Annotated in this window: 25 protein-coding genes; 14 read left to right on the plus strand and 11 right to left on the minus strand. The window is 71.6% G+C overall.

Going from position 1 to position 26978, the window contains the following annotated elements:
* The first annotated feature begins 42 nt into the window (after positions 1–42).
* From OHA68_RS42710 to OHA68_RS42720, 3 genes are read left to right on the plus strand one after another with little or no spacing between them, the layout of a single operon-like run.
* Positions 43–762: a pyrimidine reductase family protein gene (locus tag OHA68_RS42710; protein ID WP_327105336.1), complete on the plus strand. Its 720-nt coding sequence runs from the start codon at positions 43–45 to the stop codon at positions 760–762.
* The gene (locus tag OHA68_RS42715) at positions 759–2096 is read left to right on the plus strand and encodes an ATP-dependent DNA ligase (RefSeq protein WP_327105337.1); all 1338 of its coding nucleotides are present in this window, start codon (positions 759–761) and stop codon (positions 2094–2096) included. The genes OHA68_RS42710 and OHA68_RS42715 overlap by 4 nt, the downstream gene beginning before the upstream one ends.
* Before the next feature lie 25 nt (positions 2097–2121).
* Positions 2122–2469 (plus strand): hypothetical protein, encoded by a 348-nt coding sequence (locus OHA68_RS42720; protein WP_327105338.1) that lies wholly within the window; start codon positions 2122–2124, stop codon positions 2467–2469.
* Between the two features lie 146 nt (positions 2470–2615).
* Here OHA68_RS42720 and OHA68_RS42725 read toward each other — a convergent pair whose 3' ends face one another.
* Both OHA68_RS42725 and pgeF read right to left on the minus strand, forming a co-directional pair.
* Positions 2616–3836, minus strand: coding sequence for a beta-ketoacyl-[acyl-carrier-protein] synthase family protein (locus tag OHA68_RS42725; protein ID WP_327105339.1), 1221 nt, complete (start codon positions 3834–3836; stop codon positions 2616–2618).
* 354 nt (positions 3837–4190) lie between these two features.
* Entirely contained in the window at positions 4191–4895 is a 705-nt protein-coding gene (gene pgeF / locus OHA68_RS42730; protein WP_327105340.1) for a peptidoglycan editing factor PgeF, read from the minus strand.
* Between the two features lie 242 nt (positions 4896–5137).
* On the opposite strand from pgeF, the gene OHA68_RS42735 reads away from it, so the two are divergent.
* From OHA68_RS42735 to OHA68_RS42745, 3 genes are read left to right on the plus strand one after another with little or no spacing between them, the layout of a single operon-like run.
* Positions 5138–6067, plus strand: coding sequence for a hypothetical protein (locus tag OHA68_RS42735; protein WP_327105341.1), 930 nt, complete (start codon positions 5138–5140; stop codon positions 6065–6067).
* A 37-nt stretch (positions 6068–6104) separates the two neighbouring features.
* A complete protein-coding gene (locus tag OHA68_RS42740; protein ID WP_327105342.1) occupies positions 6105–7544 on the plus strand; it encodes an aldehyde dehydrogenase family protein in 1440 nt (479 codons plus the stop codon).
* Between the two features lie 18 nt (positions 7545–7562).
* A complete protein-coding gene (locus tag OHA68_RS42745; RefSeq protein WP_189143829.1) occupies positions 7563–8441 on the plus strand; it encodes a tetratricopeptide repeat protein in 879 nt (292 codons plus the stop codon).
* Positions 8442–8603: 162 nt separating this feature from the next.
* Here the strand turns inward: OHA68_RS42745 and OHA68_RS42750 are convergent, their stop codons facing one another.
* The 3 genes from OHA68_RS42750 to ligD all read right to left on the minus strand — a co-directional run bounded on the left by OHA68_RS42750 (position 8604) and on the right by ligD (position 10779).
* Complete coding sequence (locus OHA68_RS42750) at positions 8604–9014, minus strand: RNHCP domain-containing protein (RefSeq protein WP_189143828.1); 411 nt, start codon at positions 9012–9014, stop codon at positions 8604–8606.
* The gene (locus OHA68_RS42755) at positions 9014–9376 is read right to left on the minus strand and encodes an RNHCP domain-containing protein (RefSeq protein ID WP_189143827.1); all 363 of its coding nucleotides are present in this window, start codon (positions 9374–9376) and stop codon (positions 9014–9016) included. Before OHA68_RS42755 ends, OHA68_RS42750 begins: the two co-directional genes overlap by 1 nt.
* A gap of 398 nt (positions 9377–9774) precedes the next feature.
* Positions 9775–10779: a non-homologous end-joining DNA ligase gene (gene ligD, locus OHA68_RS42760; protein ID WP_189143826.1), complete on the minus strand. Its 1005-nt coding sequence runs from the start codon at positions 10777–10779 to the stop codon at positions 9775–9777.
* Between the two features lie 393 nt (positions 10780–11172).
* Between ligD and msrB the strand changes: the two genes are divergently transcribed.
* Positions 11173–11574 (plus strand): peptide-methionine (R)-S-oxide reductase MsrB, encoded by a 402-nt coding sequence (msrB, locus tag OHA68_RS42765; RefSeq protein WP_189143825.1) that lies wholly within the window; start codon positions 11173–11175, stop codon positions 11572–11574.
* 300 nt (positions 11575–11874) lie between these two features.
* On the opposite strand, the gene OHA68_RS42770 is transcribed toward msrB, so the two are convergent.
* From OHA68_RS42770 to hemG, 3 genes are all read right to left on the minus strand, one after another.
* On the minus strand, positions 11875–12915 hold the full coding sequence (locus tag OHA68_RS42770) for a hypothetical protein (protein ID WP_327105343.1): 1041 nt from the start codon (positions 12913–12915) through the stop codon (positions 11875–11877).
* A gap of 164 nt (positions 12916–13079) precedes the next feature.
* On the minus strand, positions 13080–13781 hold the full coding sequence (gene hemQ / locus OHA68_RS42775) for a hydrogen peroxide-dependent heme synthase (protein WP_327105345.1): 702 nt from the start codon (positions 13779–13781) through the stop codon (positions 13080–13082).
* A 4-nt stretch (positions 13782–13785) separates the two neighbouring features.
* A complete protein-coding gene (hemG, locus tag OHA68_RS42780) occupies positions 13786–15189 on the minus strand; it encodes a protoporphyrinogen oxidase (protein ID WP_327105346.1) in 1404 nt (467 codons plus the stop codon).
* A gap of 105 nt (positions 15190–15294) precedes the next feature.
* Between hemG and OHA68_RS42785 the strand changes: the two genes are divergently transcribed.
* The gene (locus tag OHA68_RS42785; RefSeq protein ID WP_327105347.1) at positions 15295–16236 is read left to right on the plus strand and encodes a DUF4349 domain-containing protein; all 942 of its coding nucleotides are present in this window, start codon (positions 15295–15297) and stop codon (positions 16234–16236) included.
* Between the two features lie 116 nt (positions 16237–16352).
* Here OHA68_RS42785 and hemE read toward each other — a convergent pair whose 3' ends face one another.
* On the minus strand, positions 16353–17375 hold the full coding sequence (gene hemE / locus OHA68_RS42790) for a uroporphyrinogen decarboxylase (RefSeq protein WP_407674398.1): 1023 nt from the start codon (positions 17373–17375) through the stop codon (positions 16353–16355).
* Positions 17376–17702: 327 nt separating this feature from the next.
* Between hemE and OHA68_RS42795 the strand changes: the two genes are divergently transcribed.
* From OHA68_RS42795 to OHA68_RS42820, 6 genes are all read left to right on the plus strand, one after another.
* The gene (locus tag OHA68_RS42795; RefSeq protein WP_327105349.1) at positions 17703–17948 is read left to right on the plus strand and encodes a hypothetical protein; all 246 of its coding nucleotides are present in this window, start codon (positions 17703–17705) and stop codon (positions 17946–17948) included.
* A 60-nt stretch (positions 17949–18008) separates the two neighbouring features.
* On the plus strand, positions 18009–18605 hold the full coding sequence (locus tag OHA68_RS42800) for a DUF3000 domain-containing protein (protein ID WP_327105351.1): 597 nt from the start codon (positions 18009–18011) through the stop codon (positions 18603–18605).
* 44 nt (positions 18606–18649) lie between these two features.
* Positions 18650–19864, plus strand: a complete 1215-nt coding sequence (locus OHA68_RS42805; protein ID WP_327105352.1) for a ribonuclease D — start codon at positions 18650–18652, stop codon at positions 19862–19864.
* Positions 19865–19944: 80 nt separating this feature from the next.
* A complete protein-coding gene (locus tag OHA68_RS42810; protein WP_327105353.1) occupies positions 19945–21090 on the plus strand; it encodes a Gfo/Idh/MocA family protein in 1146 nt (381 codons plus the stop codon).
* The gene (locus tag OHA68_RS42815; protein ID WP_407674399.1) at positions 21087–22262 is read left to right on the plus strand and encodes a dihydrodipicolinate synthase family protein; all 1176 of its coding nucleotides are present in this window, start codon (positions 21087–21089) and stop codon (positions 22260–22262) included. Before OHA68_RS42810 ends, OHA68_RS42815 begins: the two co-directional genes overlap by 4 nt.
* Before the next feature lie 34 nt (positions 22263–22296).
* A complete protein-coding gene (locus OHA68_RS42820; protein ID WP_327105354.1) occupies positions 22297–23166 on the plus strand; it encodes a sugar phosphate isomerase/epimerase family protein in 870 nt (289 codons plus the stop codon).
* Positions 23167–23258: 92 nt separating this feature from the next.
* On the opposite strand, the gene OHA68_RS42825 is transcribed toward OHA68_RS42820, so the two are convergent.
* Both OHA68_RS42825 and OHA68_RS42830 read right to left on the minus strand, forming a co-directional pair.
* Positions 23259–25940: a PEP/pyruvate-binding domain-containing protein gene (locus OHA68_RS42825; RefSeq protein ID WP_327105355.1), complete on the minus strand. Its 2682-nt coding sequence runs from the start codon at positions 25938–25940 to the stop codon at positions 23259–23261.
* A gap of 86 nt (positions 25941–26026) precedes the next feature.
* Positions 26027–26971 carry an alkaline phosphatase family protein gene (locus OHA68_RS42830; RefSeq protein ID WP_327105356.1) on the minus strand — a complete coding sequence of 315 codons (945 nt, stop codon included), beginning with the start codon at positions 26969–26971 and terminating at the stop codon, positions 26027–26029.
* Between the last annotated feature and the right edge of the window lie 7 nt (positions 26972–26978).

Below are 26978 nucleotides of genomic sequence, written 5' to 3' on the forward strand. Positions count from 1 at the left end.
TCGTCGCGGCAACTTGTCGGAGGCGTGTGCCAAGGTAGAGGGGTGCGCCGGATCCATCCCGACATCGAAGACAATCCTGACATCGAGCGGGCTTATGCCTACCCGGTGGACAGGCCGTGGCTGCGCCTCAACATGGTGGCCAGCGTCGACGGCGGCGCCTGGCTGGACGGGTTGTCCGGCGGGCTCTCCAGCAAGGGCGACAAGCGCGTCTTCGGGGTCCTGCGCGGGCTCGCCGACGTCATCATGGCGGGCGCCGCGACCGTCAGAGCCGAGCGGTACGCCGCGGTCAACCCGCGCGAGTCGTGGCGCGAGATCCGGGCGGGCCGGCCGGCGGCCCCGCCGCTCGCGGTCGTCAGCCGGGGCCTCGACCTCGACCTGACCGGCCCGCTGTTCACCGGCGGCAGCCGGACCATCATCGTGACCTGTGCGAGCGCCCCCGCCGCCCGGCTCAAGGCGGCGGCCGAGGTGGCCGACGTGATCGTGGCCGGCGACGAGGGCGTGGACCTGCGGGCGGCGGTGGCGGAGCTGCACGAGCGTGGCCTGAGCCGGATCCTGTGCGAGGGCGGGCCGCGGATCAACGCCCAGCTCGCGGCGGCCGGGCTGGTCGACGAGCTGTGCCTGTCGGTCAGCCCGATGCTGCTCGGCGGTGGCGCGGCGCGCATCCTCGACGGGGAGCCGTCGCAGGTCAAGCTGGAGCTGAGGCAGGTGCTGGAGGAGGAGGGGGTCCTCTTCTGCCGCTACACGAGGGAGCCGAGCCGATGACAGACCCGACCACGCCACCGGCGACAGCACCTGACGCGCGAGCCGCAGGGCCGACGACGGACCCGATCACGCGACCGGCGGCAGAGCCGGACGCGCAAGCCGCACAGGCGCCTGTCGAGGCCATGGCGGAGTCGCCTGTCGAAGCCGTCGCGGAGTCGCCTGTCGAGGCCGTCGCGGAGTCGGTGGGCGGGCGGGGGAAGCGGAAGGCCAAGGAGCCCGAGCCGATCCCGGATCTCGATCTTCCGGTGCGGCCGCCGGTGGCGCCGATGCTGGCCAAGCCGATCAAGGCCATGCCCAAGCAGGACGGCGACCTGTTCTACGAGCCGAAGTGGGACGGGTTCCGGTGCATCGTGTTCCGGGACGGGGACGAGGTCTATCTCGGCAGCCGTAACGAGCGGCCGTTCACGCGCTACTTCCCCGAGCTGGTCGAGGCCGTCAAGCAGGAGCTGCCGGACAAGTGCGTGGTCGACGGTGAGATCGTGCTGCCGCAGGGATCACAGCTCGACTTCGAGGCGTTGCAGCAGCGCATCCACCCGGCGGCCTCCCGGGTGAAGATGCTCGCGGAGCGGACCCCGGCCTCCTTCGTGGCCTTCGATCTGCTGGCGATCGGGGACGAGTCGCTGATGGAGGCGCCGTTCAGGGAGCGCCGGGCGCGCCTGGTGGAGATCTTCCCGGAGAAGGGCAGGTCCGTCCGCCTCACGCCGGTGACGGTCAATGACGAGCAGGCCGCCGAGTGGTTCGAGATGTTCGAGGGGGCCGGGCTCGACGGCATCATCGTCAAGCCGGGCGACCAGCCCTACCTCCCGGACAAGCGGACGATGTTCAAGGTCAAGCATGAGCGCACCGCCGACGTGGTGGTCGCCGGTTACCGCGAGCACAAGAGCGGTCCCATCGTGGGCTCGATCCTGCTCGGCCTCTACGGCGACGACGGAAGGCTGCACCATGTGGGGGTGGCGGCCTCGTTCCCGATGGCGCGCCGGGCCGAGCTGGTGGAGGAGCTCAAGCCGTACATCGCCGGCCTGGGTGAGCACCCGTGGGGGCACTGGGCCGAGCAGGCGGCGGCCGGCGTGGGCCAGCCCGCGCCCAGCCCCGCCTCGGGCGGTCAGCGGGTGCCGGGGGCGATCTCACGCTGGAACGCCAAGAAGGACCTGTCGTTCATCCCGCTCCGGCCGGAGCTGGTGATCGAGGTGGCCTACGACCAGATGGAGGGCGACCGGTTCCGGCACACCGCCCAGTGGCGGCGCTGGCGCCCCGACCGCACCCCGCTCTCGTGTACGTACGAGCAACTGGAGCGGCCGGTGTCGTACAACCTTGACGATATTCTTGCCCGATAGCGCGCTTAGCGATATATCTCGACATATGAGCACCGGAGATGAGCTAAAGGCGGCGGTGTCCGCTCGCCGCGACCTCGGCCCGGACTTCGAGGATGCCATCGTCGAGTCGTTTCTCGACAAGATGGGCAAAGAGGTCGACAGACGGGTGGACGAGCGCCTTGCCGCGGCTCCGCAAGCCAAGGACATGGCCAAGCAGGACCGGATGAGGGACGGTCAGCGGCTCGCGCTGGCGATCGTCTCGCTGGCCCTGGGCACGGTCGCCACGATTTTGATCACCTTGTTCAGCGATGGCGGCAGCGCCGCGTACATCCCCGTCTGGATCGGCATCGTGCTGGTCAACGCGGTGTTCAACGGCAACCACAAGCCCAGCTGAGCCGGCGGCCCGGACTGTTCGAGTGGCGGGTGGGCGGGTGGCCGGTGGGTGGTGGCTGGGCGGGTGGCCGGTGGGTGGTGGCTGTTCGAGTGGCGGCTGGGCGGGTGGCCGGTGGGTGGTGGCTGGGCGGGTGGCGGCCGGGCGGCTCAGGTGGTGAAGGTCAGGGATGTGTTGTGGCCGCCGAAGCCGAAGGCGTTGGTCATCGCCGCTGTCCACTTGCCCTGGCGTGGGGCTCCGGTGACGATGTCGAGTTTGATCTGGGGGTCGAGGCGGTCCAGGTTGCGGGTGGCGGGGATGTGGCCGTCGCGGAGCGCGAGGATGGCGGCGATCGCGCCGACCGCTCCCGCGGCACCGCACAGGTGGCCGGTCATCGACTTGGTCGCGGTGACGGCGGGATGCGTGCCCAGCGCCTCGGCGATCGAAGCGCTCTCCGTCACATCGCCGGTCGGGGTTGAGGTGGCGTGCGCGTTCACATGACCGATGTCGAGCGGGCCCAGGCCGGCCGCCGCCAGGGCCAGGCGCATCGCACGGACCTGCCCGTCCACGTCGGCGGCCGTGATGTGGCGGGCGTCGGAGGTAGTGCCCGCGCCGGCCAGCGTGGCGTGGGCCCGCGCGCCACGAGCCGAGGCGAACCCGGCGCGCTCCAGCACCACCACCCCCGCCCCCTCCCCCAGCACGAACCCGTCCCGCCCGGCGTCGAACGGCCTGGACGCCTCCTGCGGCGCGTCATTGCGCGTGGACAGCGCCTTGATCTGGGCGAACCCGGCAAGGGCCAGCGGATGTAGGCACGCTTCGGCGCCACCGGCGATCACCACGTCGGCGCGGCCCAGGCGGATCAGGTCCAGGCCCATGGCGATCGCCTCGGCCCCGGAGGCGCAGGCGCTCACCGGGGTGTGCGCACCGCCACGAGCCCCGAACTCGATGCTGATCACACCTGCGGCGCCGTTCGGCATCAGCATGGGAATGGTGTACGGCGAGACCCGGCGCGGGCCTGACGCCTCCATAAGATCATCCTGGTCGAGCGTGGTCCGCATGCCGCCGACGCCCGTACCGATGACCACCGCCAGGCGTTCGGGCTCCACCTCAGGGGCTCCGGCGTCGGCCCACGCCTCCCGGGCGGCGACGAGTGCGGCCTGCTGGAAGCGGTCCAGCCGCCTGGCCCCTACCCTGCCCAGCACCTCCGCCGGGTCCACCAGCATCTGGCCGGCGATCCGGACGGGCAGGTCCTCGGCCCAGTCCTGTTCGAGCATCGCGACCCCGGAGCGCCCCGCGAGCATGCCCGCCCAGGTGGCGGCCACGTCCCCGCCCAGTGGCGTGGTGGCCCCCAGGCCCGTGACCGTGGCCCCCGCCTTCGTCCCGCCCGTCATCGACGTCCCCCTTCGTCACCGCATCCAGACCCCACGCCAGTACGGCGCAACCCCACGCTCCCAGGGCTGGACGGCGTGGACAGGGGATCTGATCAACCAAAAAACTGCCGAAAGATTTGTCGCGGATGTCACGACTTGATCAGATTTGGGCGAAACAGTGACAACGCCCGCCACAGTTCAGCCAAGTCGGCGCGCGAAGCGCCCTGGGACCGTCCGGGGTGCGCACCTCTACCCGTGACCAGGCGAGGCGTTGCCTCCGCCCGTATTCAGGCGGGTGCGTGCCTCCGCCTGTGACCCGGCGAGCCGGACAAGCCCGGGAAGCGGGCCTGCGTCTGGTGCGGCTTTCGGTGTGGGTCAGGCGAGCCAGATGAGGCCCGCGAAGCGGCCCGGGGATTTGCGACGGTGGGAGTAGAGGTCGTCGGATTCCAGTGTGCAGCGGGCGTCGTGCCGGACGTCTGGTACGCCCGCTGCGCGGAGTTGGGCCTCGATGCCGGCGCGCAGGTCCAGGGCCGGAGTGTTCCAGGAGGTCGTGGAGGAGGTTTCCGGGATCTTGGCGGCCACTTGGGCGCGTAGCTCGGCGGGGACCTCGTAGCAGCGGCCGCAGGCTCCGGGGCCGATCAGCGCGGCCATCCGGTGCGGGTCCGCCCCCTTGTCGGCCATCGCGGCGACCAGTGCCGCCGCGACCCCGGCCTCTGTGCCTGGGCGGCCTGAGTGGGCGGCGCCGACCATGCGGGCGACCGGGTCGGCCACCAGCACCGCTGGGCAGTCCGCGCCGAGGGAGGCCAGCGCCAGGCCGGGCTCGGTGGTGTAGACGCCGTCGACCGGGGGCGCGTCCTCTCCGAAAGGCTCGCTCACATAGGCCACCTCGGCGCCGTGCACCTGGCGCATGAACACGATGGCCCGCACGCCGAGCTCCGCCGCCACGCCCGCCCGGTTCGCCCGTACGGCGGCGGGGTCGTCGCCGGTGAGCCCGCCGAGGTTGCGCGTGCCGTAGGGCGGCTCGCTGACGCCTCCATGACGATCGGTGACGGCGACGTGGACTCCCGGAACCAGCTCCATCCCTCGATCTTATGACCGCCCGCCACCCTGCCCTCGCCTCGCGTCCACCCCGCCGCTGAACTCACCGCGCCGGATCGCCCCCAAAGCCGGTTGAAAGGGTGTCCGGCCCTGTGACCAGGTGATCCTCGGCCATACGGGGCGGGGGTCTTGCTCGGGTGGTCGATGGAGGAAGCTGGTGGTGGCCGGCGGCGAGCCGCGGGCGGTGGGCGTACACGATGGGATGCACAGCGAGGAGAATCGCGATGACCAGCCTTGCCGATCTGCACGCGCTCATGGCGCGGCTCGGTCACCCGGTGCTGCAGGCGCCGCCCGTCTCCGGGGCGCGCTTCGCCGACGGCGCGGCGTACCGCTTCGAGATTCCCAGTGTGGAGGGGCCGGAGGTGCTGGCGGCGGTGGTCGAGGAGGCGGATCGGCTCGGCGTGCCGGTGCACCGTACGTCGCAGGGCAGCGGGGTGATGATGCTGTCGGACGAGGAGATCTCCGCGATGGCGGAGCTGGGGGCCGAGCGGGGCATCGAGGTCAATCTGTTCCTGGGGCCGCGTGCCGCGTGGGACACCGGCGGTCAGGCGAAGGTGACGCAGGCCGTCGGCGCGGCGGCGCGCGGGAACGCCATGGTGGCGGCGTGCGTGGCGGACGCACTGCGGGCCTGTGAGCTGGGGATTCGCAGTCTGCTCGTGGGGGATCTGGGCGCGTTGGAGGTGCTGTGGCAGCTCAAGGCCGACGGCACGTTGCCGGCGGGCCTGGTGCTGAAGACCTCCGTGCTGGTGCCGCTCACCAACGGTCCCACCGCGGCCGTCTTCGAGCGGCTCGGCGCGAGCACGCTCAATGTCGGCACCGACCTGACGGTGCCGCAGCTCGCGGAGGTGCGGGCCGCGACGAGCCTGCCGATCGACCTCTATCTGGAGGTTCCGGATGATCAAGGCGGGTTCGTACGGTTCTACGAGGCGGTGGAGATCGTCCGGGCGGCGGCGCCGGTCTACCTGAAGATGGGGCTGCGCAACGCGCCGAACATCTACCCGTCGGGCGGGCATCTGGGCGTGATCCCGAAGGAGCTGGGACGGGAGCGGGTACGCCGGGCGGCGCTGGTGCGGCGGCTGATGAAGCAGCTCGACCCCGGCCTGACCGAGCCGCCGTCCGGCCGTCCCACCGATCTGGGCGTGCCCGTGGTGTGACTGGCCGAGCTAATCAAGCAAGCATATGCTTGGGCGCGTGGCAGACTATCGGAACCTGATCGGCGGCGAACTGGTCCCCGCGACCGGCGGCGCGACGATGGACTCGGTGAACCCGGCGACCGGCGAGGTGTGGACGCGGGTGCCGGCGAGCGGGCGGCCCGACGCCGAGGCCGCCGTCGAGGCCGCGCGGCGGGCGTTCCCCGGCTGGGCGGCGATGCCCGCGCTGGGCCGGGCGCGCTTCCTGCGCAAGGTGGCGCAGGTGTTCGCGGCGCACGCCGAGGAGCTCGCCAGGCTGGAGACCAGGGACAACGGCCGGATCCTGCGCGACACCCTGCACAAGGACCTGCCCGGCATGACCTTCCTCTGGGAGCTGGCGGCGGGCCAGTGTCTGGAGGCGGTCAAGGGCGACACGGTGATCCTGGGGCCGAACCAGCTCGGCCTGACGCGGCGGGAGCCGTACGGGGTGGCCGTCTGTGTCATTCCGTGGAACTCGCCCATCTCGACGTTCTCCGCCAAGGCCGCCTACGCGCTGGCGGCGGGCAACACGGTGATCGTCAAGCCCGCGGAGCAGGCGAGCGCGTCGGTGCTGCGGCTGGGCGAGCTGCTGGCCGAGGTGCTCCCGCCCGGGGTGCTGAACATCGTCAGCGGGCTGGGCGAGGCGGTGGGCGACGCGCTCGTACGGCATCGCGGCGTCGGCAAGGTCAGCTTGACCGGCTCGACGGCGACCGGGCAGGCGATCACCCGGGCCTCGGCGGACGCCCTCAAACCGCTCACGTTCGAACTAGGCGGCAAATCGCCAAATATCGTGTTTTCGGATGCCGATCTGGATGCCGCCGCCCAAGGCGTCACCGTGAACTCCGTCTACACCGGGAACGCGGGCCAGGTGTGCGTGGCCGGTTCGCGGATCCTGATCCACCGCTCCGTCTGGGACGACCTGCTGGCCCGGATCGAGCGGATCGCCGGGGACCTGGTGCTGGCCGACCCCTTGGACCTGGCGACCACGATGGGCCCGATCGTCTCGGCCGAGCAGTTCGAGCGCGTCACGTCCTACCTGGACATCGCCGAGAAGGAGGGCGCCGAGCTGGTCTTCGGCGGCAGGACGGGCGCCGAGGTGGTGCCGGGCCTGCCCGGCGGTTACTGGGTCTCCCCCACGCTCTACACCGCGACGGACAACTCGCTGCGCGTCTGCCAGGAGGAGATCTTCGGGCCGGTGGCGGTGGCGATCCCGTTCGAGGAGGACGAGGAGGCGCTGGCGATCGCCAACGACTCCTCCTACGGTCTGGCTGCCGGGGTGTGGACGCGCGATCTGGGGCGTGCGCACCGGTTCGTACGGGATCTGGAGAGCGGCACGGTGTGGGTGAACACCTTCCGCCAGATGCCTCCCGGCCTGCCGTTCGGCGGGGTCAAGGACAGTGGGTACGGCCACGACGCCGTCCTCGAATACACGCGGGAAAAGGCAGCCATTATCAGCATTTAGTCAGATAGATTTCCCGTCATGAGCGAGGGGATCACCGATCAGCGAGACCTACCCGAGGCAGCGGCCCAGTCCCGTGCCTCCGTGCTGCGCAGCCGTGCCGAATCGTACATCGCGCTGAGCCGCCATGACGCGGCGATCGCGGACTTGACCGAGTCGATCGCTCTCGTACCGGACAACGCCAGAGCTTGGCGGCTGCGCGGGGAGAGCCATCGGATCATCGACAGGTACGACGCCGCGATCGCCGACTTCGGCGAGTCGCTCAAACTGGAGCCGGACAGCTCCTACGCCCTCGGCTCACGCGGCCAGGCCTACGCCGCGCTCGGCCGCCTGGAGGAGGCGATGGCGGACTTCGAGCACGCGCTGACCCTGTCGCCGGAGTCGCTGTGGATCCTGGAGGCCAAGGCCGACGCCCTGGTGGACCTGGACCGGCTGGACGAGGCGCTGGACCTGCACGCCGGGATCATCGCCCTGAACGAGGACCTGTCCTACTCCTGGCTGGCCCGCGGCGACCTCTACCAGCGCATGGGCCTGTACACCGAGGCCATCGCCGACTACTCCAGCGCGCTGGAGGCCGATCCGGAGTATGTGCGGGCGTACAGCAGGCGGGGCGAGGCGTACCGCATGATCGACCGCTACGAGGACGCGCTGCAGGACCTCAACCGGGCGGTCGAGCTGGACCCGGACAACGATCGCGCGCTGGGCAGCCGGGGCGCGGTGCTGAGTGAGATGGGCGACAACGAGGCGGCGCTGAAGGACCTGAACCGGGCCATCGAGCTGGACGCGGACTACGTCTGGGCCTACCGGGTGCGGGGCGAGATCTTCCAGGAGCTGGACCGGCACGAGGAGGCGGTGTCCGACTTCAGCCGCGCACTGAACCTGGAGTTCGGCGACGAGTGAGCGCCCGTGCCGGCGGCGAACCGCCGGCACGGGCTTCTCGAACCTCTGCCGGGACCGAGTTCGCCGGCACGGGCTTCGGCCGGATCCGTGCCCGGGACCGAGTTCGCCGGCACGGGCTTCGGCGGGATCCGTGCCCGGCGCCGAGTCGCCGGGCACGGGCGCTCAGAGAGCGAGCAGGACCTTAGTCGGCAATGCGCTGTCCGACAGCGGTCTGATCGCGATGCGGAGCAGGGCGAGCGCGTTGTCGTCGCCCGCGATGCGGTTGGCGCTGAGCCCGTCGCAGGACTGGCAGTGGTGGATGATCAGCCACTCGCCGTCCTGCCGGACGGAGACGCTCAGCGCCGCCATCCGGCCCCGGCAGCTCGCCCGCCGGTCGCCGGGCACCCGGTGATCGACGTGCAGGCTGGTCAGGCAGTGCGGGCAGTGGTTGCGGTGGGCCGTGCCCGGCGCGAACACCGGCACGTCCAACCGGCAACCGACGCAGCGGAACGCGTCGCCAGGCTCACCGTGCCTGACGTCCTTGCGCCGCTGCGGCCTACGGCCGCCGGATTTCCCTCGTCCGTGGCCGCCCATCACAGATCGCCGAACGTTTCGAGCGGGAACGGCGGCTGAGCGAGCGGGCGTACGGCCATCCGCATGAGGATGAGCTGGTTGTCGTCCGCGCAGATCGGGTTGGACGTCAGCTCCGCGCAGCGGGTGCAGCGATGGATGATCATCCAGTCGCCGGTCCGCAGCACCGCGATCGAGATCGGCACCATCCGCGCCCCGCACTCCGACGGCCCGCCCTCGACGCGGTCGAGAACGTGCAGGGAGTGCAGACAGCTCGGACAGTGGTTGCGACGCGAACCGTCGGCGGCGACGGCCGCCACGGTCAGGCCGCAGCGTACGCATGGAAAGGTGTTGGTCAGTGCGGAACGGGTCTTGTGGGTGGACACCCTGGGTACTCCTTGCCGGAATGGTGATGGGAAAAGCAGCAAGGAAGCGCCGTGCGGGCCTCGCCGACCCACGCTCGCGCGCGGGTGGATGCGGTACGGCGCGTGCTTGGGCACGGCGGCCGTACGGCCGGTCAGAGGTGGCGTGTCAGCGACAGAATCGGACCACGGTACGACGAGGCGCGCTTGGCGCGGGCCGAGGCATTGACTCCCCACCTTCCAGGGCGCGAAAGCCCTGAGACGTATCCGACGAACACCGGTGAGCGTATTCGCCCCGTCCCCCAGATCGCCATCGATTTATCGGCTGCCGGCGCGCGCACGACCTGCTCGGCGGTGACGCACGGCGCGCGACCGGCGGCGTCTGCCGCTCAGCCGGCGTGAGACCGGCTCATGCGGCGCACTCACTCCGTGTCGTCGCGCGCCTTGCTCGGCTGGACCCGCTTGGGCTCGCCGGGCATCTTCGGATAATTGGGCGGATAGGGCATGTCTCCGCGCTCGTCCTTGTCGTAGCGCTCGAGCAGCGCCTCGATCGAGCACGGGTGGTCGTCGATGGCGGCGTGCACGTCGCCCAGCTCGGCGAAGCGGGGCGGCACGGTGCGGATGTCGAAGTCACGCGGGTCGGCGTCGGCCAGCTCGTCCCAGGTGAGCGGCGTGGAGACGGGCCCGTGGGGCTGCGCCCTGACGGAGTAGGCGCTGGCGATGGTCCGGTCGCGAGCGTTCTGGTTGAAGTCGATGAAGACGCGCTCGCCGCGCTCCTCCTTCCACCAGGCCGTGGTCACCAGGGCGGGATCACGCTCCTCCACCGCCCTGGCCAGCGCGATCCCCGCATGCCGCACCTCGACGAAGTCCCAGCGTGGCTCGATGCGCACCGCGATGTGCACGCCCCGGTTGCCGGAGGTCTTCACGAACCCGGTCATGCCGAACTCCGCCAGCACCTCCCGCGCCAGGAACGCCGCCCTGCGCGTCGCCTCGAACTCCAGCCCCGGCTGCGGATCGAGGTCGAGCCGCAGCTCGTCCGGATGCTCCACGTCGGCCGCGCGCACCTGCCACGGGTGGAAGTCGATGGTCCCCAGATTGGCGCAGTAGGCGATGGCGGCCACCTCGGTCACCCTCAGCGAGTCGGCCTTGCGCCCGCTGGGGAAGGTCACGGTGACGGTCTCCAGCCAGTCGGGGCGCTTGGCCGGCATCCGCTTCTGGTAGATCGCCTCGCTCTGCACTCCGTCGGGGTGCCGCTTGAGATTGGTCGGCCGGTCCTTCAGCGCCCGCAGCGCGCCCTCGCCCACGCTCACGTAATATTCGACCAGCTCGCGCTTCGTGGCGCCGATCTGCGGAAAGTAGACCTTGTCAGGGTTGGTGACCTTGACGGTCCGCTCCCCCACCTCAAGCTCGATGTACGGCGAAGCCATGGCACGAACCTACCTTCCAGCGCGAAGAGCTCAACGGTCAGCGGGCGCCGTCGTGGTGACTCCCATGACTTCACGAAGCGTAGGGCAGGGCTACGACAAGAACGGGGGCCCGTCCCGGAGCCTCCTCAGTGGCGGGACCGAGGGCTCGACGGGACGGGCTTCTCGAGACCATTCGCACACCGTTCCGGGCGCTGGCGCGCCACCCGGCCGGCCTGTTGATCACCGGCGGCTCCAGCACGGGCGTGGGCTGTACCGCTCAGGCGATCACGCGAGTGATCTCACCCCTTGCAGGAGGCGATGACACCCCCTTGCCTACAAAGACGCAATTTCATCCCAGAAAGGATGCTTCCCCCTGTGGAGATCTCTTTTTGCCGCATCTCGTACGCTGGAGGCATGGACAAGGTGGTCAAGAGCGAGGACGAGTGGCGAGTGCAGTTGTCGCCCGAGGAGTTTCACGTGCTCAGGCAGGCGGGCACCGAAAAGCCCTTCACGGGCGAGTACGTGGACACCAAGACAGAGGGCGTCTACACGTGCCGCGCCTGCGGGGCCGAGCTGTTCCGGTCCGACACGAAGTTCGAGTCGCACTGCGGGTGGCCGAGCTTCTTCCAGCCATCGGAGTCGGACGCGGTGACGTTGATCGAGGACCGCAGCCTCGGGATGGCGCGTACCGAGGTGAGGTGCGCCCGGTGTGACTCCCATCTGGGGCATGTGTTCCACGGGGAGGGGTATGCGACGCCGACGGATGATCGCTACTGCATCAACTCGGTGTCGCTGAGGCTCGACCCCTCGCAGTGATCACGCGGCGACCGTGCGTATCGCGCGCCGCGTAGGGATAATGGCCGATTGTGATGCGTGTCCATCTTCGTCATCGCTGGGTGACGATCGAGACGATCGGCCGTGTCGTCACCCAGCGGTGTGAGGTGTGCCTGAAGACCCGGGTGCGGGTGCGGTAGTCCGGGACAGGATGGGCGACCCCGTCGGTCCGGGACCGAGTGGGCGACAACCGGTCCGGGACAGAGTGGGTGACAACCTCGGTCCGGGACAGAGTGGGTGACCCCGGTGGTTCGGAGAGAGCGGTGGCCCGGTTGTCGCGAGTCAGTTCGGGGCGGGATGGGTGACCCGGCAGGTGCTGTCGGAGGGGCCGAGGATGTTGGCCAGCACCGGGTTGCCGTTCTCCCCGAACCTGGCTTGGACGAACACCACCGGGTCCTTGACCCCGTTCGCCTTGAGGTACGCCAGGCCGCGCTCGCACAGGGTGAGAGCGTGGGATGAGTTCCCCGCCGTTTCCGACAAATCAGTATAAATGCGCAAATATCGGCCTATGGTGCGAATGTCTTTGATGCGGCCGGTCGCCTCGTCGGCGGCGCCCCACTGGTCGCGGAAGTACTCCACAGCCTCCTGGTCGGTGTGCCGGGAAGGGCCGTCGGCCTTGTACCCGGAGACGTCACCCGGATCCGCGTCCACCCGCCCGGGACCGGCCCGCCCGCTCACGTCCCCCGGAACAGCGGCCGGCGCCTGGTCACCGTCGAGCCCGGAATCACCCACCGCGCCGGAATCAGCCGTCTTGGCGCCCGCCCCGGAATCCGAGGCCGGGGCGCCCGAAGCCGCCGCTCGCCCCGTCGCGCTCTGCCCGTCCCCGGCCTTCTTCGACGCGCTCCCGGGACTGCCGCTCGCCACCGTCCCGGACCTCGGCGCCGCCCGCGTGACCTCCCTGGACGAAACCGCCCCACCGCCCGAGCCACCTCCACCCGGAGTCCGGCCGTCCCCACCGTCGGTGGCAGTGGCGGCGGCCACGAGCAACCCGCCGAGCGTGCCGTCGACCCCGACCACACCCATGACCCCGGCCGCGAGCGCGATCACCCCCGCCGATGCCCCCGCCAGCCACGCCCCGCGCGACCGCCCCCGCCGCCGCCGCACTCCCCGCCGCCCAGCGGCATGCCTCCCGGCCCTACGCCGCCCACTCCCACCGGGCCGCACCACCAGCCGAGCCGAGACCGCGATCTCAGCGGGCGGCAGCCCCGCGACATCGTCCGCGTCGCGCCGCCCCGGCGCCTCCGGCGTGTCGCCCTCCCGCTGTCCGCCGACCGGCCGGGCGCTCTGTTGTTCGTACGGCCGTCGTCCCGCGCGTTCCCGCATGGGGGTGCCCCCTTGGACCGTGCCAAGCGTGGATCCCGTGCCCGCCCCGTACCGAGCACAGAATTTCCCTGATTGTGACAAACAGGGAAGATCAAGTCCGAGGGATCCACAACTTGGGTCTCGATCCGTCCGACGGCCTTGACGGAACGCGCGGCCGGAAGCCGTCAGGGCAGGTCGGCGATGAGCTCCCGGACGGGCTTGCGGACGCCGGTGTAGAAGGGGATCTCCAGCCGCGTGTGCCGCCGCGCCTCGGCGGCGCGCAGGGTGCGCATCAGGTCGACGATCCGGTGCAGCTCGTCGGCCTCGAACGCGAGCATCCACTCGTAGTCGTTGAGCGCGAAGCAGGCGACGGTGTTGGCGCGCACGTCAGGGTAGTCGCGGGCCATCTTGCCGTGCTCGGCCAGCATCGCGCGGCGCTCGGCGTCGTCGAGGAGATACCACTCCAGGGAGCGTACGAAGGGGTAGACGCTCACGTAGGCCCGGGGCTCCTCCTCGGCCAGGAAGGCCGGGATGTGGGACTTGTTGAACTCGGCGGGCCGGTGCAGCGCCATCGCCGACCAGACGGGCGCGCTGTGCCGGCCCAGCTCGGTGCGGCGCAGCCGGGAGTAGACGTCCTGGAGGCCCTCCGCGGTGGGCGCGTGCCACCAGAACATGTAGTCGGCGTCGGCCTTGAACCCGGCCACGTCGTAGAGGCCCCGGGTGACCACGTCCTTGCCCGCCGCCTGCTCCAGGAGCTCCTCGACCTCCGCGGAGACCGTGTCGCGGTTGCCGGGGACCGGGTCGGTGGCCTTGAACACCGACCACATGGTGTAGCGGATCACCTGGTTGAGATCGCGGGCCTTCGGCCGCGCAGCGCCCTCTGTCATGCTCTCATTCTCCTGCCTGTGCGAGGTGGTCCAGAATCCGGGAGGCGGCCGTGCGCGCGGTGGCGACGCAGGCGGGGATGCCGATCCCGTCGTAGGCGGCGCCGCACACCGCCAGCGCGGGCTGCCCGGCCACCGCGGCGTGCACCCTGGCCACCAGGTCGAGGTGGCCCACGTTGTACTGCGGCAGCCCGCCGCCCCAGCGAGTGACGCGGGAGTCGAGGGGCAGCGCCCGCACGCCCATCACCTCGCCCATCTCCGCCATCGCGACCGACACCAGCTCGGCGTCGTCGCGCTGCAGCAGGTGCTCCTCGCCGATCCTGCCGATCGAGCAGCGCAGGATCAGCAGGTCCCGGCTCAGGTGCGGCCACTTGACCGAGCTGAACGTGACGGCCTTGACGGCCCGGCCGTCGACGGCGGGGACGAGGTAGCCGCTGCCGGTGGGCGGCTCGGGGAAGGCGTCGAGCGGGTAGGCGAGGGTGACGACGGCCATGCTGGCGTACTCGATCCTGGCCAGCTCGATCGCCGCCTTGGGGGCTTCCGCCTTGAGCAGCCTGGCCGCCGCCGGTCCCGGCACGGCGACGATCACCGCGTCGGCCTCGATCGTCTCGGGCCGGGGCACGGGCCCGGTGACGATCCGCCAGCCGGTCTCGGTCCTGTGCAGCTCGCGGGCGGTGACGCCGGTCCTGACGTCGGCTCCCGAGGCCTTGGCGACCGCCTCGGGCAGGCTGCCGATGCCGTTCCTGAGCGTGGTGAAGACGGGGCCCGCGTCCTTGGGCGCGTCGCCGACGATCTGCCGGGCGGCGGTGAGCAGGGAGCGCTCGGCGCGGGCGGCGGCGGCCACCCTCGGCATCGTCGCCTCCAGCGACAGCCGCTCGGCGCGGCCCGCGTAGACGCCGCCGAGCAGCGGCTCCACCAGCCTCTCGACCACCTCGCCGCCCATCCTGGCGCGGATGTAGGCGGCGACGGAGACGTCGGTGCGCACCAGCGTGGCCGGCAGGATCTGGTCGAGCGGCACCCGTGCCAGCCCGCCGGGTGACAGGATGCCGGACTTCGCCAGGGCGATCAGGTCGCCCGGCACGCCCATGAACTGCCCTTTGGGCAGCGCGCGCAGCGTGCCTCTGGTGTAGATGGAAGAGCGGGTGGTGCCCGGGGTCATCAGGTCGTCGCCGAGCCCGACCGCCCTGGCGAGCTCCTTGCCCTCCGGGCGCCTGGCCAGCATCGCCTCCGCGCCCGCGTCGACGCCGATGCCGGCCACTTCGGAGGCGTACAGCTTGCCGCCGACGCGCGCGGCGCCTTCGAGCACCGTCACCTTGATCCGCTCGCCCGCGCCCTGTCTGAGGTGCCACGCGGCGGCGAGGCCGGAGATCCCGCCTCCGATGACGACCACGTGTGCCCGGTTGCCTTCCACGTTCCCTGACGCTACCGCGTCAAGGGTCCGGTCGCCGATCCGGGCGTGACCGTACCGTGACGCCGGCCTGCAAACCGGCGCGGGCGTCCGTCCGTGTTAACGGTCATGAGGAGACACCAGATCGGCGTGGCGTTGACCGCCGTGTGCGCGGCCCTGTTCCTGGCCGGCTGTTCGGGAGGCGCGGGGAGTACGGCCTCGGACAGCGCGCCGGCGCAGGCGCTCGCCCCCGCGAGGGAGTCGGCGGCCGGGAGCGAGCCCGAGGCGGCCGACCAGGCCATGCCCAAGCCGCAGCGCCAGGCGAACGAGAACCTCGCCTCGAACGTGCAGGTCGTCCAGCAGGAACGGAAGGTCATCTACACCGCGAGCATGACCGTGCGCGCCAAGGACGTCCCGGCCGCCGCCCTGCAGGCCAAGCAGGTCGTCGTCGCCGCGGGCGGCCACCTGGCCAAGGAGGAGAGCACCTCGGCCGAGCGGACCAGGGCCTCCGCCCTCCTGGAGTTCAAGATCCCGCCGGCGCGCTACCCCGACGTGCTGGGCTCGCTGGGCAAGGACCTGGGCAAGCAGCTCCGGCTCGAACAGGGCACCCAGGACGTCACGCTGCAGGTCGCGGACGTCGACAGCCGGCTGAAGTCCGCGCAGCAGGCCCTGGACTCGCTGCGCGTGCTGCTGAAGAAGGCCGACACCATCGGCCAGGTGCTGCAGGTGGAGCGGGAGATCGCCGGCCGTGAGGCCGACCTGGAGTCGCTGCAGGCGCAGCAGAAGGAGCTCGCCGCCCAGGTCGGCATGGCCACGCTCACGCTGCGGCTGGTCGGCCCGACCGCCGTGGTGCCGGACTCCTCGGAGGAGCCCGCCGGCTTCCTCGGCGGCCTCAAGTCGGGCTGGGACTCGCTGGTGGCCTTCCTGAAGGTCCTGCTCACGGTGCTCGGCACGGTCCTGCCGTGGCTGATCGTGGTGGCCCCGGTGACGGTGCTCGTGATCGTCCTGCTGCGCCGCCGCCGTCCCCGCCCGCAGCCCGCCGTACCCGCCGCCGAGACCCAGGCGTCGTGACCGACCCGCACAGATCAACCGCGAAGAATCACGTACGGCCACCCGCGGCCGGCCCTCGTGAAGGACCGACCGTGTACGGCCCAGGCCGCACACCGGGTACGGGCCGCGCCGCCGGCTCAGGCTTCGTGGACCAGGTCGGTCAGGCGCTTGAGCTGGTCGGGGTCCGTCGAGGGCAGCACGCCGTGGCCCAGGTTGAACACGTGCCCCTCGGCGGCCTTGCCCCGGCGCAGCACCTCGCGGGCCTTGCGCTCCACGACCTCCCAGGGGGCCGCCAGGATGGCCGGGTCCAGGTTGCCCTGCAGCGCCTTGCCGGGGCCCACCCGGCGGGCGGCCTCGTCCAGCGGCACCCGCCAGTCCACGCCCACGACGTCGGCCCCGGCCTCGCCGAGCACGCCGAGCAGCTCACCGGTGCCGACGCCGAAGTGGATGCGCGGCACGTCCAGGTCGGCCAGGCCGTCGAAGATGCGGCGGGTGTGCGGCAGCACGAACTCGCGGTAGTCGTCCTCCGGCACCGCCCCCACCCAGGAGTCGAACAGCTGGATCGCCGAGGCGCCCGCCCTGATCTGGATGCGCAGGTGCTCCAGCACGATGTCGCCGAGCCGCTCCATGAGGGCATGCCACAGCCGGGGCTCGCCGTACATCATGGCCTTGGTGCGGTCGTGGTTCTTGGACGGGCCGCCCTCGAGGAGGTAGGAGCCGAGGGTGAACGGCGCGCCCGCGAAGCCGATCAGCGGCGTGCCCCCGAGCTCGCCGGTCAGCGCCTGGATGGCCTCGGTGACGTAGGACACGTCGGCGGGCTCCAGCGGGCGCAGCACGTCGAGGCCCTGGGCGTCGCGGATCGGGTCCGCCACGACGGGGCCGACCCCCGGCTTGATGTCGAGGTCGACGCCGATGGCCTTGAGCGGCACGACGATGTCGCTGAAGAAGATGGCCGCGTCGACGCCGTAACGGCGGACCGGCTGCAGGGTGATCTCGACGATGAGGTCGGGCGTGCTGCACGCGGTGAGCATCGGCACACCCTCGCGGACCTTCAGGTATTCGGGCAGCGAGCGCCCGGCCTGGCGCATGTACCACACCGGGGTGTGCGGAACGGGCCGGCGACGGCAGGCGCGCAGGAAGGCGGAGTCATCGAGGTTCACCTCTCAAGGGTGCCATGACCGGGTGCCGGTCCCGACACGAGAGCGCGGTGTCGGAAATTCCGCCTGGGAACGACAAATTCATGATCAGATAGCAGGATGGATGTTTACCGGCCGGCTCGGCATCGGGGCCCCGTACGGGTCGACCACACCCCACGGGCGACCAGAAAGCCGGTTTCGAGTGCGCAAAAAGTTCGCCAAGACACCGCGCGGCATCGATTCAGCATCCACTTTGGGGACACGCCGAGCGCGTTGCACGGAAATGTCAGCGGCTCGTGCCAACGTCGATCCCACGACCCGAAGAAAGGCCCCGGATCGATGACTGGTGCGATGACCGCGTTGTGGAGTTCTCCGGAGCACCGTGATGAACACGGCGATGAGCACTGTGATGTGCACGGTGATGAGCGCTGTGCTTCCTGCGCGGGTGAGCGGCTGTTCGAGCAGCCGGCGTGCCTCGACGGCCATGAGCCGGGCGAGTGCCCCGAATGGGCGTGCGTCGCGTGCGGGCACGCGGTCTTCCTCGGTCCGGCCGAATGCGCGCGGCCGGTCCGCCTGCTGGTGACGGCAGCGGTTTGATCGCCGAGAATGAGCACCCCCGTGGTCCCTTTCCGTCCAACTTCGACCTACTCTTCGACTATGACCCTCGGTGACCAGCCGCCGGCCCCGGCCGCGTTCAGGCGCGCGGTCGAGAGCCTGCGCATCGCTGAGGTCCGCCCGGAGATCGAGTTCGAGGACCTGCCCGCTCCGCAGCGGCTCGCCCCCCACTCGGCGGCCATCGGCGCGTCGGTCTACCGCGACGACGACGAGCTCGCGGTCGGCCGGCTCATCCTGCTCTACGACCCCGACGGCCAGCGCGGCTGGGAGGGGCCCTTCAGGCTGGTGGCCTATGTCCGGGCCGACATGGAGCCGGAGATCACCTCCGACCCGCTGCTCGGCCCGGTGGCGTGGAGCTGGCTGACCGAGGCGCTCGAGACGCACCACGCCGACTACTCCGCCGCTGGCGGTACCGTGACTAGAGCGGTTTCCGAGGGTTTCGGCAACAAGGCCGAAGATCCGGTCACCACCGAGCTTGAGCTGCGCGCCTCCTGGTCCCCCGCCGAGGAGGACCTGTCCGGCCATGTCGCCGCCTGGTGCGACCTCATGTGCGTGGCGGCCGGGATCCCGCCGCTGCCGCCCGACGTGGCCGCCATGCCCCGCCGACGCGAAGATCCGGAGAGTGACCGAACGACGTGAGGCCACAAGTCAACACAGCACCGGTGTCATGAGGGCGGCCACCCATGACTGAAGAACGCACCGTGGTCCCGCTGCTCGAACCACGCGAGGGCATCCCGCCCGTCGTCGCCGACGCCGACTCCTTGGCGCGTGTCGTCGAGGCCTACGCCGCGGGCACCGGACCGGTGGCCGTCGACGCCGAGCGCGCCTCCGGCTACCGCTACGGCAACCGCGCCTATCTGGTCCAGCTGCGCCGCGCCGGAGCCGGCACCGCGTTGATCGACCCCATCGCCTGCCCTGACCTGTCGGCGCTGGACGCGGCCGTCGCCGAGGCGGAGATCGTGCTGCACGCCGCCTCGCAGGACCTGCCGTGCCTGATGGAGATCGGGTTCAGGCCGCGCGACATGTTCGACACCGAGCTCGCGGGCCGGCTGCTCGGCTACGAGCGGGTGGGGCTGGGCACCATGGTCGAGACCGTGCTCGGCCTGCGGCTGGAGAAGGGGCACTCGGCCGCCGACTGGTCCACCAGGCCGCTGCCGGAGGCGTGGCTGCGCTACGCCGCGCTGGACGTCGAAGTGCTGGTCGAGCTGCGCGACGTGCTGCACGCGGAGCTGACGGAGAGCGGCAAGCTGGCGTGGGCGCACGAGGAGTTCGGCGCCGTGCTCAACAGCGCGCCGCCGGCGCCCCGGTCCGACCCGTGGCGGCGCACGTCGGGCATTCACAAGGTACGCAGCGTCCGGGCGCTGGCGATCGTGCGTGAGCTGTGGACGATGCGCGACACGATCGCCCGCGAGAACGACCTGGCCCCCGGCAGGGTGCTGCCGGACGCCGCGATCGTCGCCGCCGCCCTGCAGGGTCCGCGTACGAGGAAGGCGCTCACCGAGATCTCGGCCTTCACCGGGCGCAGCGCGCGCCGGCACATCAACGACTGGCTGGCCGCGGTCAACAGGGGCCGCACCCTGTCCGACGCCCAGTTGCCGCAGCCGAGCACGACGGGCGACGGCCCGCCGCCGGCCAACCGCTGGGCCGACCGCGATCCCGCCGCCGCCAAGCGGCTGGCCTCGGCCCGTGCCGTGGTGGTCGCGCTGGCCGAGGAGCACCACATGCCCACGGAGAACCTGCTGCAGCCCGACGCGGTGCGCAGGCTCACCTGGGAGCCGCCGGAGGAGATCACCGAGGAGAGCGTGACCGCCAGGCTGCGCAAGCTCGGCGCCCGCGAATGGCAGCTCTCCCTGACCGCCCGCCCGCTCACCGAGGCGCTGGCCAGGACCGAAGGCTAGAGACGGCGGGGCGGCCCACTTGACGCCTCCGGCGGCTCAGCCGTACCGTTCGGGAAAGCGCTTTCCCTGAAAGGACTCCCATGAGCGTGCGCACCATCGGCGTCGTGATGAACGGCGTCACCGGACGGATGGGCTATCGCCAGCACCTGGTCCGCTCGGTTCTGGCGATCAACGAGCAGGGCGGGGTGACGCTTTCCGACGGCAGCCGGGTCAAGCTCAGGCCGGTCCTGGTCGGCCGCAACGCCGACAAGCTGGCCGCTCTCGCCGACGGGCACGGCATCGCCGACCACACCACCGACCTGGACGCCGCCCTGGCCGACGAGGACAACCTGATCTACTTCGACGCCCAGGTGACCTCGGCCAGGGTGAAGTCCGTGCTCAAGGCCATCGAGGCCGGCAAGCACATCTACGCCGAGAAGCCCACCGCCGAGTCGGTGCGGGAGGCGGTCGCCCTGTCCGAGGCCGCGACCGCCAAGGGCGTGAAGAACGGGGTGGTGCAGGACAAGCTGTTCCTGCCTGGCCTGCTGAAGCTCAAGCGGCTCATCGACGGCGGCTTCTTCGGCCGGATCCTGTCGGTGCGCGGCGAGTTCGGCTACTGGGTGTTCGAGGGCGACTGGCAGGAGGCGCAGCGCCCGTCGTGGAACTACCGGGCCGAGGACGGCGGCGGCATCGTGCTCGACATGTTCCCGCACTGGCACTACGTGCTGGAGAACCTGTTCGGCCGGGTCGAGTCCGTCTACGCCAGGGCGACCACGCACGTGCCCGAGCGGGTGGACGAGCAGGGCCGGACCTACCGGGCGACCGCCGACGACGCCGCGTACGGCATCTTCGAGCTGGCGGGCGGGGTCATCGCCCAGATCAACTCCTCCTGGACGGTCCGGGTGAACCGCGACGAGCTGGTGGAGTTCCAGGTGGACGGCACGCACGGCAGCGCCGTCGCGGGCCTGCGCGACTGCCGCGTCCAGTCGCGCGCCACCACCCCCAAGCCGGTCTGGAACCCCGACCTGCCCGCCACCGCGCGTTTCCGTGACGGCTGGCAGGAGGTGCCCGACAACGCCGAGTTCGACAACGGGTTCAAGATCCAGTGGGAGCTGTTCATCAGGCACGTCCTGGAGGACGCCCCCTTCCCGTACGACTTCGCCGCCGGCGCGCGCGGCGTGCAGCTCGCCGAGCTGGGCCTGCGCTCCTCGGCCGAGGGCCGCAGGATCGAGGTGCCCGGCCTGTGAACATCGACCTGCCCGGTGGCGCTTACACCCTGCGCGAGCCGGTGACCTGGCCCGCCGTCGAATGTCGCGTCGACGCTCCCGCCACCAGCCGGGTGGTGTACGCCGCCGCGCACGTGGTGGCCGACCCGCTCGGCGACAACACGCCCGGCTCCCCCGCCGCCGTCGACTGGGACGCCACCCTGCGCTTCCGCCGCCACCTGTGGTCGTACGGACTGCGCGTGGCCGACGCCATGGACACCGCCCAGCGCAACATGGGCCTGGACTGGGCGGCCACCCGCGAGCTCATCAGGCGCAGCGCCGCCGAGGCCCGCGCGTTCGGCGACCCGGCCGAGCTGGTCGCCTGCGGCGCCGGCACCGACCACGCGCCGGAGGCCGCCGACCTGGACGCCATCACGGCCGCGTACGCCGAGCAGCTGGAGACCGTCCAGTCGACCGGCGCCGGGATCATCATCATGGCCTCACGCCAGCTGGCCAGGGTGGCGCGCGGGCCGAAGGACTATCACCAGGTGTACGGCAAGCTGTTCGGGCTCGCCGACCGGCCGGTGATCCTGCACTGGCTCGGCGAGATGTTCGATCCGCAGCTCGCCGGCTACTGGGGCTCGCGTGCGGTGCCGGCCGCCACCGAGGCGTTCCTGGAGCTGATCCACGCGCACGCCCCGCTGGTGGACGGGGTGAAGGTGTCGCTGCTGGACGAGGAGCACGAGGTCGGGCTGCGTGCCGCGCTGCCGGCGGGCGTCCGGCTCTACACCGGCGACGACTTCAACTACCCGTCGCTGATCAGGTCGGGCTCGCACGCGCTGCTGGGCATCTTCGACGCCATCGCCCCCGCCGCCGCGGCGGCCCTGCGGGCGCTGGACTCGGCCGAGGCCGCCGGCGACGAGGCGGATCGTGACCGCCTGCTCGCCGCCTATGACGAGATCCTGGCCCCGACCGTGCCGCTGTCGCGGAAGATCTTCGAGACGCCTACGTACAACTACAAGACCGGGATCGTCTTCCTGGCCTGGCTGAACGGCCACCAGGACGCGTTCACCATGGTCAACGGCGCCCAGTCGGCGCGCTCGCTGACCCATCTGGCCGAGGTGTTCCGGCTGGCCGACCAGGCGGGGCTGCTGGCGGACCAGGAGCGGGCCGTACACCGGATGAAGGCGCTGCTGGCGGTGCACGGCCGGTGAGCGAGGAAACCATCGGATCTACGGAGGAGCGGCTGTGAGCCTCTCGCTGAACCAGCGGACGACCCGGCGGTGGTCGGTGCCCGAGGCCGTGGCCGGGTGCGTCCGGCACGGTCTGGAGGCGATCGGCCTGTGGCGGGAGGAGGTGGCCGAGCACGGGCTCGCGCGCAGCGCCAAGCTGGTGCGGGACGCCGGGCTGCGGGTGTCGTCCCTGTGCCGGGGCGGCTTCCTCACGGCGGGCGGGCTGCCCGGCGAGGAGGGGCGGCGCGCGTTCGCCGCCGCGCTCGACGACAACAAGCGGGCCGTGGACGAGGCCGCCGAGCTGGGAGCCGCCTGCCTGGTGATGGTCGTGGGCGGCCTGCCGGGGGTCAAGCCGGGTGAGCCGCTGCCCGGCGCTTTCTCCCGCGACGTGGCGGGCGCCCGGCGGCAGGTGGCCGACGCGCTGGGCGTGCTCGCGCCGTACGCCGGGGAGCGGGGCGTGCAGCTGGCCCTGGAGCCGCTGCACCCGATCTACTGCCCGGACCGGGCGGTGCTGTCCACCCTGGGCCAGGCGCTGGACCTGGCCCTGGCCCACCCGCGTGCGCAGGTGGGCGTGGTGGTGGACACCTTCCACGTGTGGTGGGACCCGGCCCTGCTGGAGCAGATCGCCAGGGCGGGCGACCGGATCGCCTCCTACCAGGTGTGCGACTACCTGCATCCGCTGCCGGCGGACGTGCTGCTCGGGCGGGGCATGATGGGCGACGGGGTGATCGGCTTCCCGCCGATCACCAGGGCGGTGGCCGAGGCCGGCTACACCGGCGACGTGGAGGTGGAGATCTTCAACGCCGACATCTGGGCGGCCGACCCCGACGAGGTGGTGGCGACGATGAAGGACCGCTACGCGACCGTGGTGACGGCCATCCCGTGAACGGCCCCTCCTACGCGGGTGTGGTGACGGCCACCCCGTGAACGGCCCCTCCCACGCGGGTGTGGTGACGGCCATCCCGTGAACGGCCGCTCCTACACGGGTGTGGTGACGGCCGCCTCTTGAGGCTCGGTGATCGTCACGGTTCCCGCCGCGCCGTTCACCGTGACCTGCTGACCGGTGGTGATGCGGTGGGTGGCGTCGGGGACGCCGACCACGGCGGGGATGCCGTACTCCCGCGCCACCACCGCGCCGTGCGACATGGAGCCGCCCATCTCCATCACCAGGCCGCCGGCCGTGAGGAACAGCGGCGTCCAACCCGGGTCGGTGGACGGGCAGATGAGGATCTCGCCCGGCTCCAGGTGGGCGCCGACCGGGTCGAGCACCACCCGCGCGGTGCCGGTCACCGTGCCGGCCGAGGCGGCGGTGCCGACCAGGGCGCCGTCCGCCGCGACCGTCGCCAGCGCCTCGGGCTCGGTGCCGTCGGACAGCAGCACCCTCGGCACGTGCCTGCGGCGCGCCTCCCGCTCGTAGGCCGCCCGCCGCTCGGCCACCAGCTCGCGCAGGTCACCGCCGGTGAGCGCGGACTCGACTTCCGGTGGGGTCAGGAAGAACACGTCGGCCGCCGTGTCGAGCACGCTCGTCGTCACCAGGTGCTCGCCCACGACGAGCAGGCTGCGCCGTACTTCCGCCAGGGCTTTCACCAGGTAGAACTTGGGCAGCTCGCGCAGGCCCACCACCTGCCTGGTGCGGCGCAGGCCGAAGCGGACCACCGCGGCCCGTAGCCGGCCACGGCGGCGGGCGGCGGCCACGAGCCGGGCCGTCTCGGCTTCGGCCTCGGCCGCGCCCCTGGCGAACAGCGCCTCGGGGGCGAGGTCGGCGCCGCCGTCCATGCGCAGGTAGTTGGCCAGCACGCCGAGGATGTGCGCCGGATCCTCCGACCAGCGCGGCACGCCCAGGTCGATCTCGGCGACGCCGCGGTGACCGTACACGCGCAGGAAGGCGGCGATCTCGCGCTGGGCCTTCGGCGGGAGCTCGCCCGCACGGTACAGGCGGACCAGCTCGCTCACCGGCTCCCGCCGGAACGGCTCGGGCTCGATGCGGGTGGACAGGGCCCAGAGTTCCAGGTCCATCTCGGTGGTCGGGTTGTGGGGGACGCTGCGCAGCACGTCCTGCATCTCACCCAGAGGTACGCCGGACAGCTTCGACGCCAGCCCGTACAGCCCGTATCCGGTGATCACGATCGGCATGATGGAGATCATCATCGGGAAGACGCCGGAAAGCACGCGCTCGGCGTGGGCCAGCCGTTCGGCGGGGGTGGCCGTGTCGGGCACGCGGAGCCGCCGGCCGAGCTCCTCGCCCACCCGCCGGGTGTACGCGAGGGCCCGTTCGGGACTGATCAGCGCCTGGCGTACGCGGGTGGGGGCGTGCAGCCGGCCGGCGAAACGGAACGCGGCGCGGGCGATCGGGCGGCGCGAGGTGTGGATCACCGACAGTCTGGGGTCGTCGGCGAGGCTCTCCAGCACGGCGCCGGAGCGGGCCTCCCCGACCGAGAGCACCTTCGGCAGGATGAACCGGCCGGGGCGGCTGCGCACGGCGGTGGTGAGATCGAGCCAGAGCCGCTGACCCGACACCGCCAGCACAGCCGGCCCATCGCGCCGGTCAGCGGGGGCGGCGGGGCTGGGGGCGAACAGGCTCGCCGCGCCGCTGGCCACCAGTTTGAGCGCGGCGATTCCCATGGGGGTGAGCGGGCCCATGACGCCTTGGACCACGTTGACGGAGAAGTACAGCCGCAGGCCCTGCTCGCGCGGCTCCGGCAGGGGGTAGAGCGTGGTGATCGGCCGGGACTGGGTGAGCCACAGTTTCCCGTCCGCGTCGATCGCCCACTCGGTGTCCTGCGGGGCGCCGTAGTGCTCCTCGACGCGGGCGCCGAGCGCGGCCAACTCACGCACCCGCACGTCGTCCAGGCAGAACCCGTCCTGCCCATCCCCGCCGTGCCCATCCCCACCGTGCTCGGTATTGCCCTGCCCGGTGGGGACGTGCTCGGTGCCGCCGCCCTTCAGTGGGCGGATCGCCATTCGTTTGTCGCCCTGGTGTCGCTGGAGGATGTCGGCGCCGGCCGTGTCCACCACGAACCGGTCCGGGTTGACCGCGCCGGACACCACGGCCTCGCCCAGTCCGGGTGCGGCGTCGATGACCACCTCGCGCCGCCTGCCCGTCACCGGATTGGCGGTGAACATCACGCCGGCCACCTGCGCGTCCACCATGACCTGCACGACGACCGCGAGCCGCACGCGGGCGTGGTCGATGCCGTTGGACTCGCGGTAGGCGACGGCGCGGTCGGTCCACAGCGAGGCCCAGCAGCGGCGCACCGCGTCCAGCACGGCCTGCGGCCCGATCACGTTGAGGTAGGTGTCCTGCTGCCCGGCGAAGCTCGCGAAGGGCAGGTCCTCGGCGGTGGCCGAGGAGCGGACCGCCACCGCCGTCTCCTCACCGAGCCGTCCGTACGCCTCCCGTACGGCCTGCTCCACGGCCGGCGGCACCGGGGTCTCCAGCAGCCGGGCCCTGGCCGCCCGCGCCAGCCCTTCGCCGCCCGCCGCGACGATCGCGTCCAGGCCGGCCGCCTCGGCGGCCTCCTGGTAGGCCCGGGTGGTCAGCACCCAGCCCGGCGGCACCGGCAGGCCGGCTCGGGTGAGCTCGCCGAGATTGGCGGCCTTGCCACCCACCTCGTCGAGCATCCCTCCGTCGATGTGGGAGAAGCCCAGGGCCGTCTTCATCGCGTGTCCTCCCGGCGTTCAGTTCTTGTCCATGAGTCTCACGCTTCCGGCGTTGAAATTCAACACATGATGATATATCGATCGGCTCAGAAGGTCAGCGGCACCCCGTCCAGCCCCCAGCCGGGGTCCACCGCGATGCCCAGCGCCGCCAGCGCCGTCGGGGCCACGTCCACCAGCCGCGCCTCGCCCAGAGACCTGCCGCCCAGGTCGGCGCCCAATCGGTTGGCGATGACGAAGACCGTGCGCTCCTGCTCCGAGGTTCCGCCGTGCCCGCCCTCGTCGACGTGGCCGTGGTCGGTGGTGACCAGCACGGTCCAGCGCTCGTCGGCGTAGGACGGGCGGGCGCGCACCGCGTCGAGGAAACGGCCCAGGAAGGTGTCCTGGACGAGCAGGGCCTCGGCGTACTCGGGGCAGAGCGGGCCGAGGTCGTGGGCCACCTCGTCGGTGTCGCCCAGGTAGACGAACGTGAGGTCGGGGTCGGGGTCGGGGGCGGAGCCGGCGAGGTGGCGCTCGGCCTCGGCGGCGATCTGCCGGTCGGCGGCGGCGAAGGTCAGGGCGTACCCGTCGAGCACGACCTTGGTGTCGATGCCGTCGCCGAACGCGCCGTGCTCGTCCAGCGCCGCCCAGGAGAACAGCGCGGAGGTGGTCAGCTCGGGCCGCACCGCCTTGGCCCGACTCAAGAAGTCCGGATATTTCGTGAACTGGGCACGGGCGAAGCCGTTGTCCACCACCCCGTGCTTGTCCGGCCACACCCCGGACGCGATCGACGACCATCCGGGCCCGGAATCGGTCCGCGCCCGGATCACCCGCCGCCCGGCCGCGTCCAGGTGCGCCTCGGCGAGCTCGGGGACGACCTCACCGGGCGATTCGGTACGGGGGGCGTCGGACTCCCCGTACGGGAGACTGGCGGTGCCGTACACGCCGGTGGACATCAGCGCGGTCAGGACGGGCGGCCGGAGGGCGAGGAGGCGGTCGAAGCGCAGGCCGTCCATGCCGACGACGAGCACCTTGCTGTGAAGAGGGGAGGACATTCCCCCA

Source organism: Nonomuraea glycinis (assembly GCF_035920485.1).
Lineage (GTDB): Bacteria > Actinomycetota > Actinomycetes > Streptosporangiales > Streptosporangiaceae > Nonomuraea > Nonomuraea glycinis.

Coding starts and splice junctions, on each gene's coding strand:
- OHA68_RS42715 (WP_327105337.1), top strand. CDS start 759: ATGACAGACCCGACCACGCCACCGGCGACAGCACCTGACGCGCGAGCC.
- OHA68_RS42720 (WP_327105338.1), top strand. CDS start 2,122: ATGAGCACCGGAGATGAGCTAAAGGCGGCGGTGTCCGCTCGCCGCGAC.
- OHA68_RS42725 (WP_327105339.1), bottom strand. CDS start 3,836: ATGACGGGCGGGACGAAGGCGGGGGCCACGGTCACGGGCCTGGGGGCC.
- pgeF (WP_327105340.1), bottom strand. CDS start 4,895: ATGGAGCTGGTTCCGGGAGTCCACGTCGCCGTCACCGATCGTCATGGA.
- OHA68_RS42735 (WP_327105341.1), top strand. CDS start 5,138: ATGACCAGCCTTGCCGATCTGCACGCGCTCATGGCGCGGCTCGGTCAC.
- OHA68_RS42745 (WP_189143829.1), top strand. CDS start 7,563: ATGAGCGAGGGGATCACCGATCAGCGAGACCTACCCGAGGCAGCGGCC.
- OHA68_RS42750 (WP_189143828.1), bottom strand. CDS start 9,014: ATGGGCGGCCACGGACGAGGGAAATCCGGCGGCCGTAGGCCGCAGCGG.
- ligD (WP_189143826.1), bottom strand. CDS start 10,779: ATGGCTTCGCCGTACATCGAGCTTGAGGTGGGGGAGCGGACCGTCAAG.
- msrB (WP_189143825.1), top strand. CDS start 11,173: ATGGACAAGGTGGTCAAGAGCGAGGACGAGTGGCGAGTGCAGTTGTCG.
- OHA68_RS42770 (WP_327105343.1), bottom strand. CDS start 12,915: ATGCGGGAACGCGCGGGACGACGGCCGTACGAACAACAGAGCGCCCGG.
- hemQ (WP_327105345.1), bottom strand. CDS start 13,781: ATGACAGAGGGCGCTGCGCGGCCGAAGGCCCGCGATCTCAACCAGGTG.
- OHA68_RS42785 (WP_327105347.1), top strand. CDS start 15,295: ATGAGGAGACACCAGATCGGCGTGGCGTTGACCGCCGTGTGCGCGGCC.
- OHA68_RS42795 (WP_327105349.1), top strand. CDS start 17,703: ATGACCGCGTTGTGGAGTTCTCCGGAGCACCGTGATGAACACGGCGAT.
- OHA68_RS42800 (WP_327105351.1), top strand. CDS start 18,009: ATGACCCTCGGTGACCAGCCGCCGGCCCCGGCCGCGTTCAGGCGCGCG.
- OHA68_RS42805 (WP_327105352.1), top strand. CDS start 18,650: ATGACTGAAGAACGCACCGTGGTCCCGCTGCTCGAACCACGCGAGGGC.
- OHA68_RS42810 (WP_327105353.1), top strand. CDS start 19,945: ATGAGCGTGCGCACCATCGGCGTCGTGATGAACGGCGTCACCGGACGG.
- OHA68_RS42825 (WP_327105355.1), bottom strand. CDS start 25,940: ATGAAGACGGCCCTGGGCTTCTCCCACATCGACGGAGGGATGCTCGAC.
- OHA68_RS42830 (WP_327105356.1), bottom strand. CDS start 26,971: ATGTCCTCCCCTCTTCACAGCAAGGTGCTCGTCGTCGGCATGGACGGC.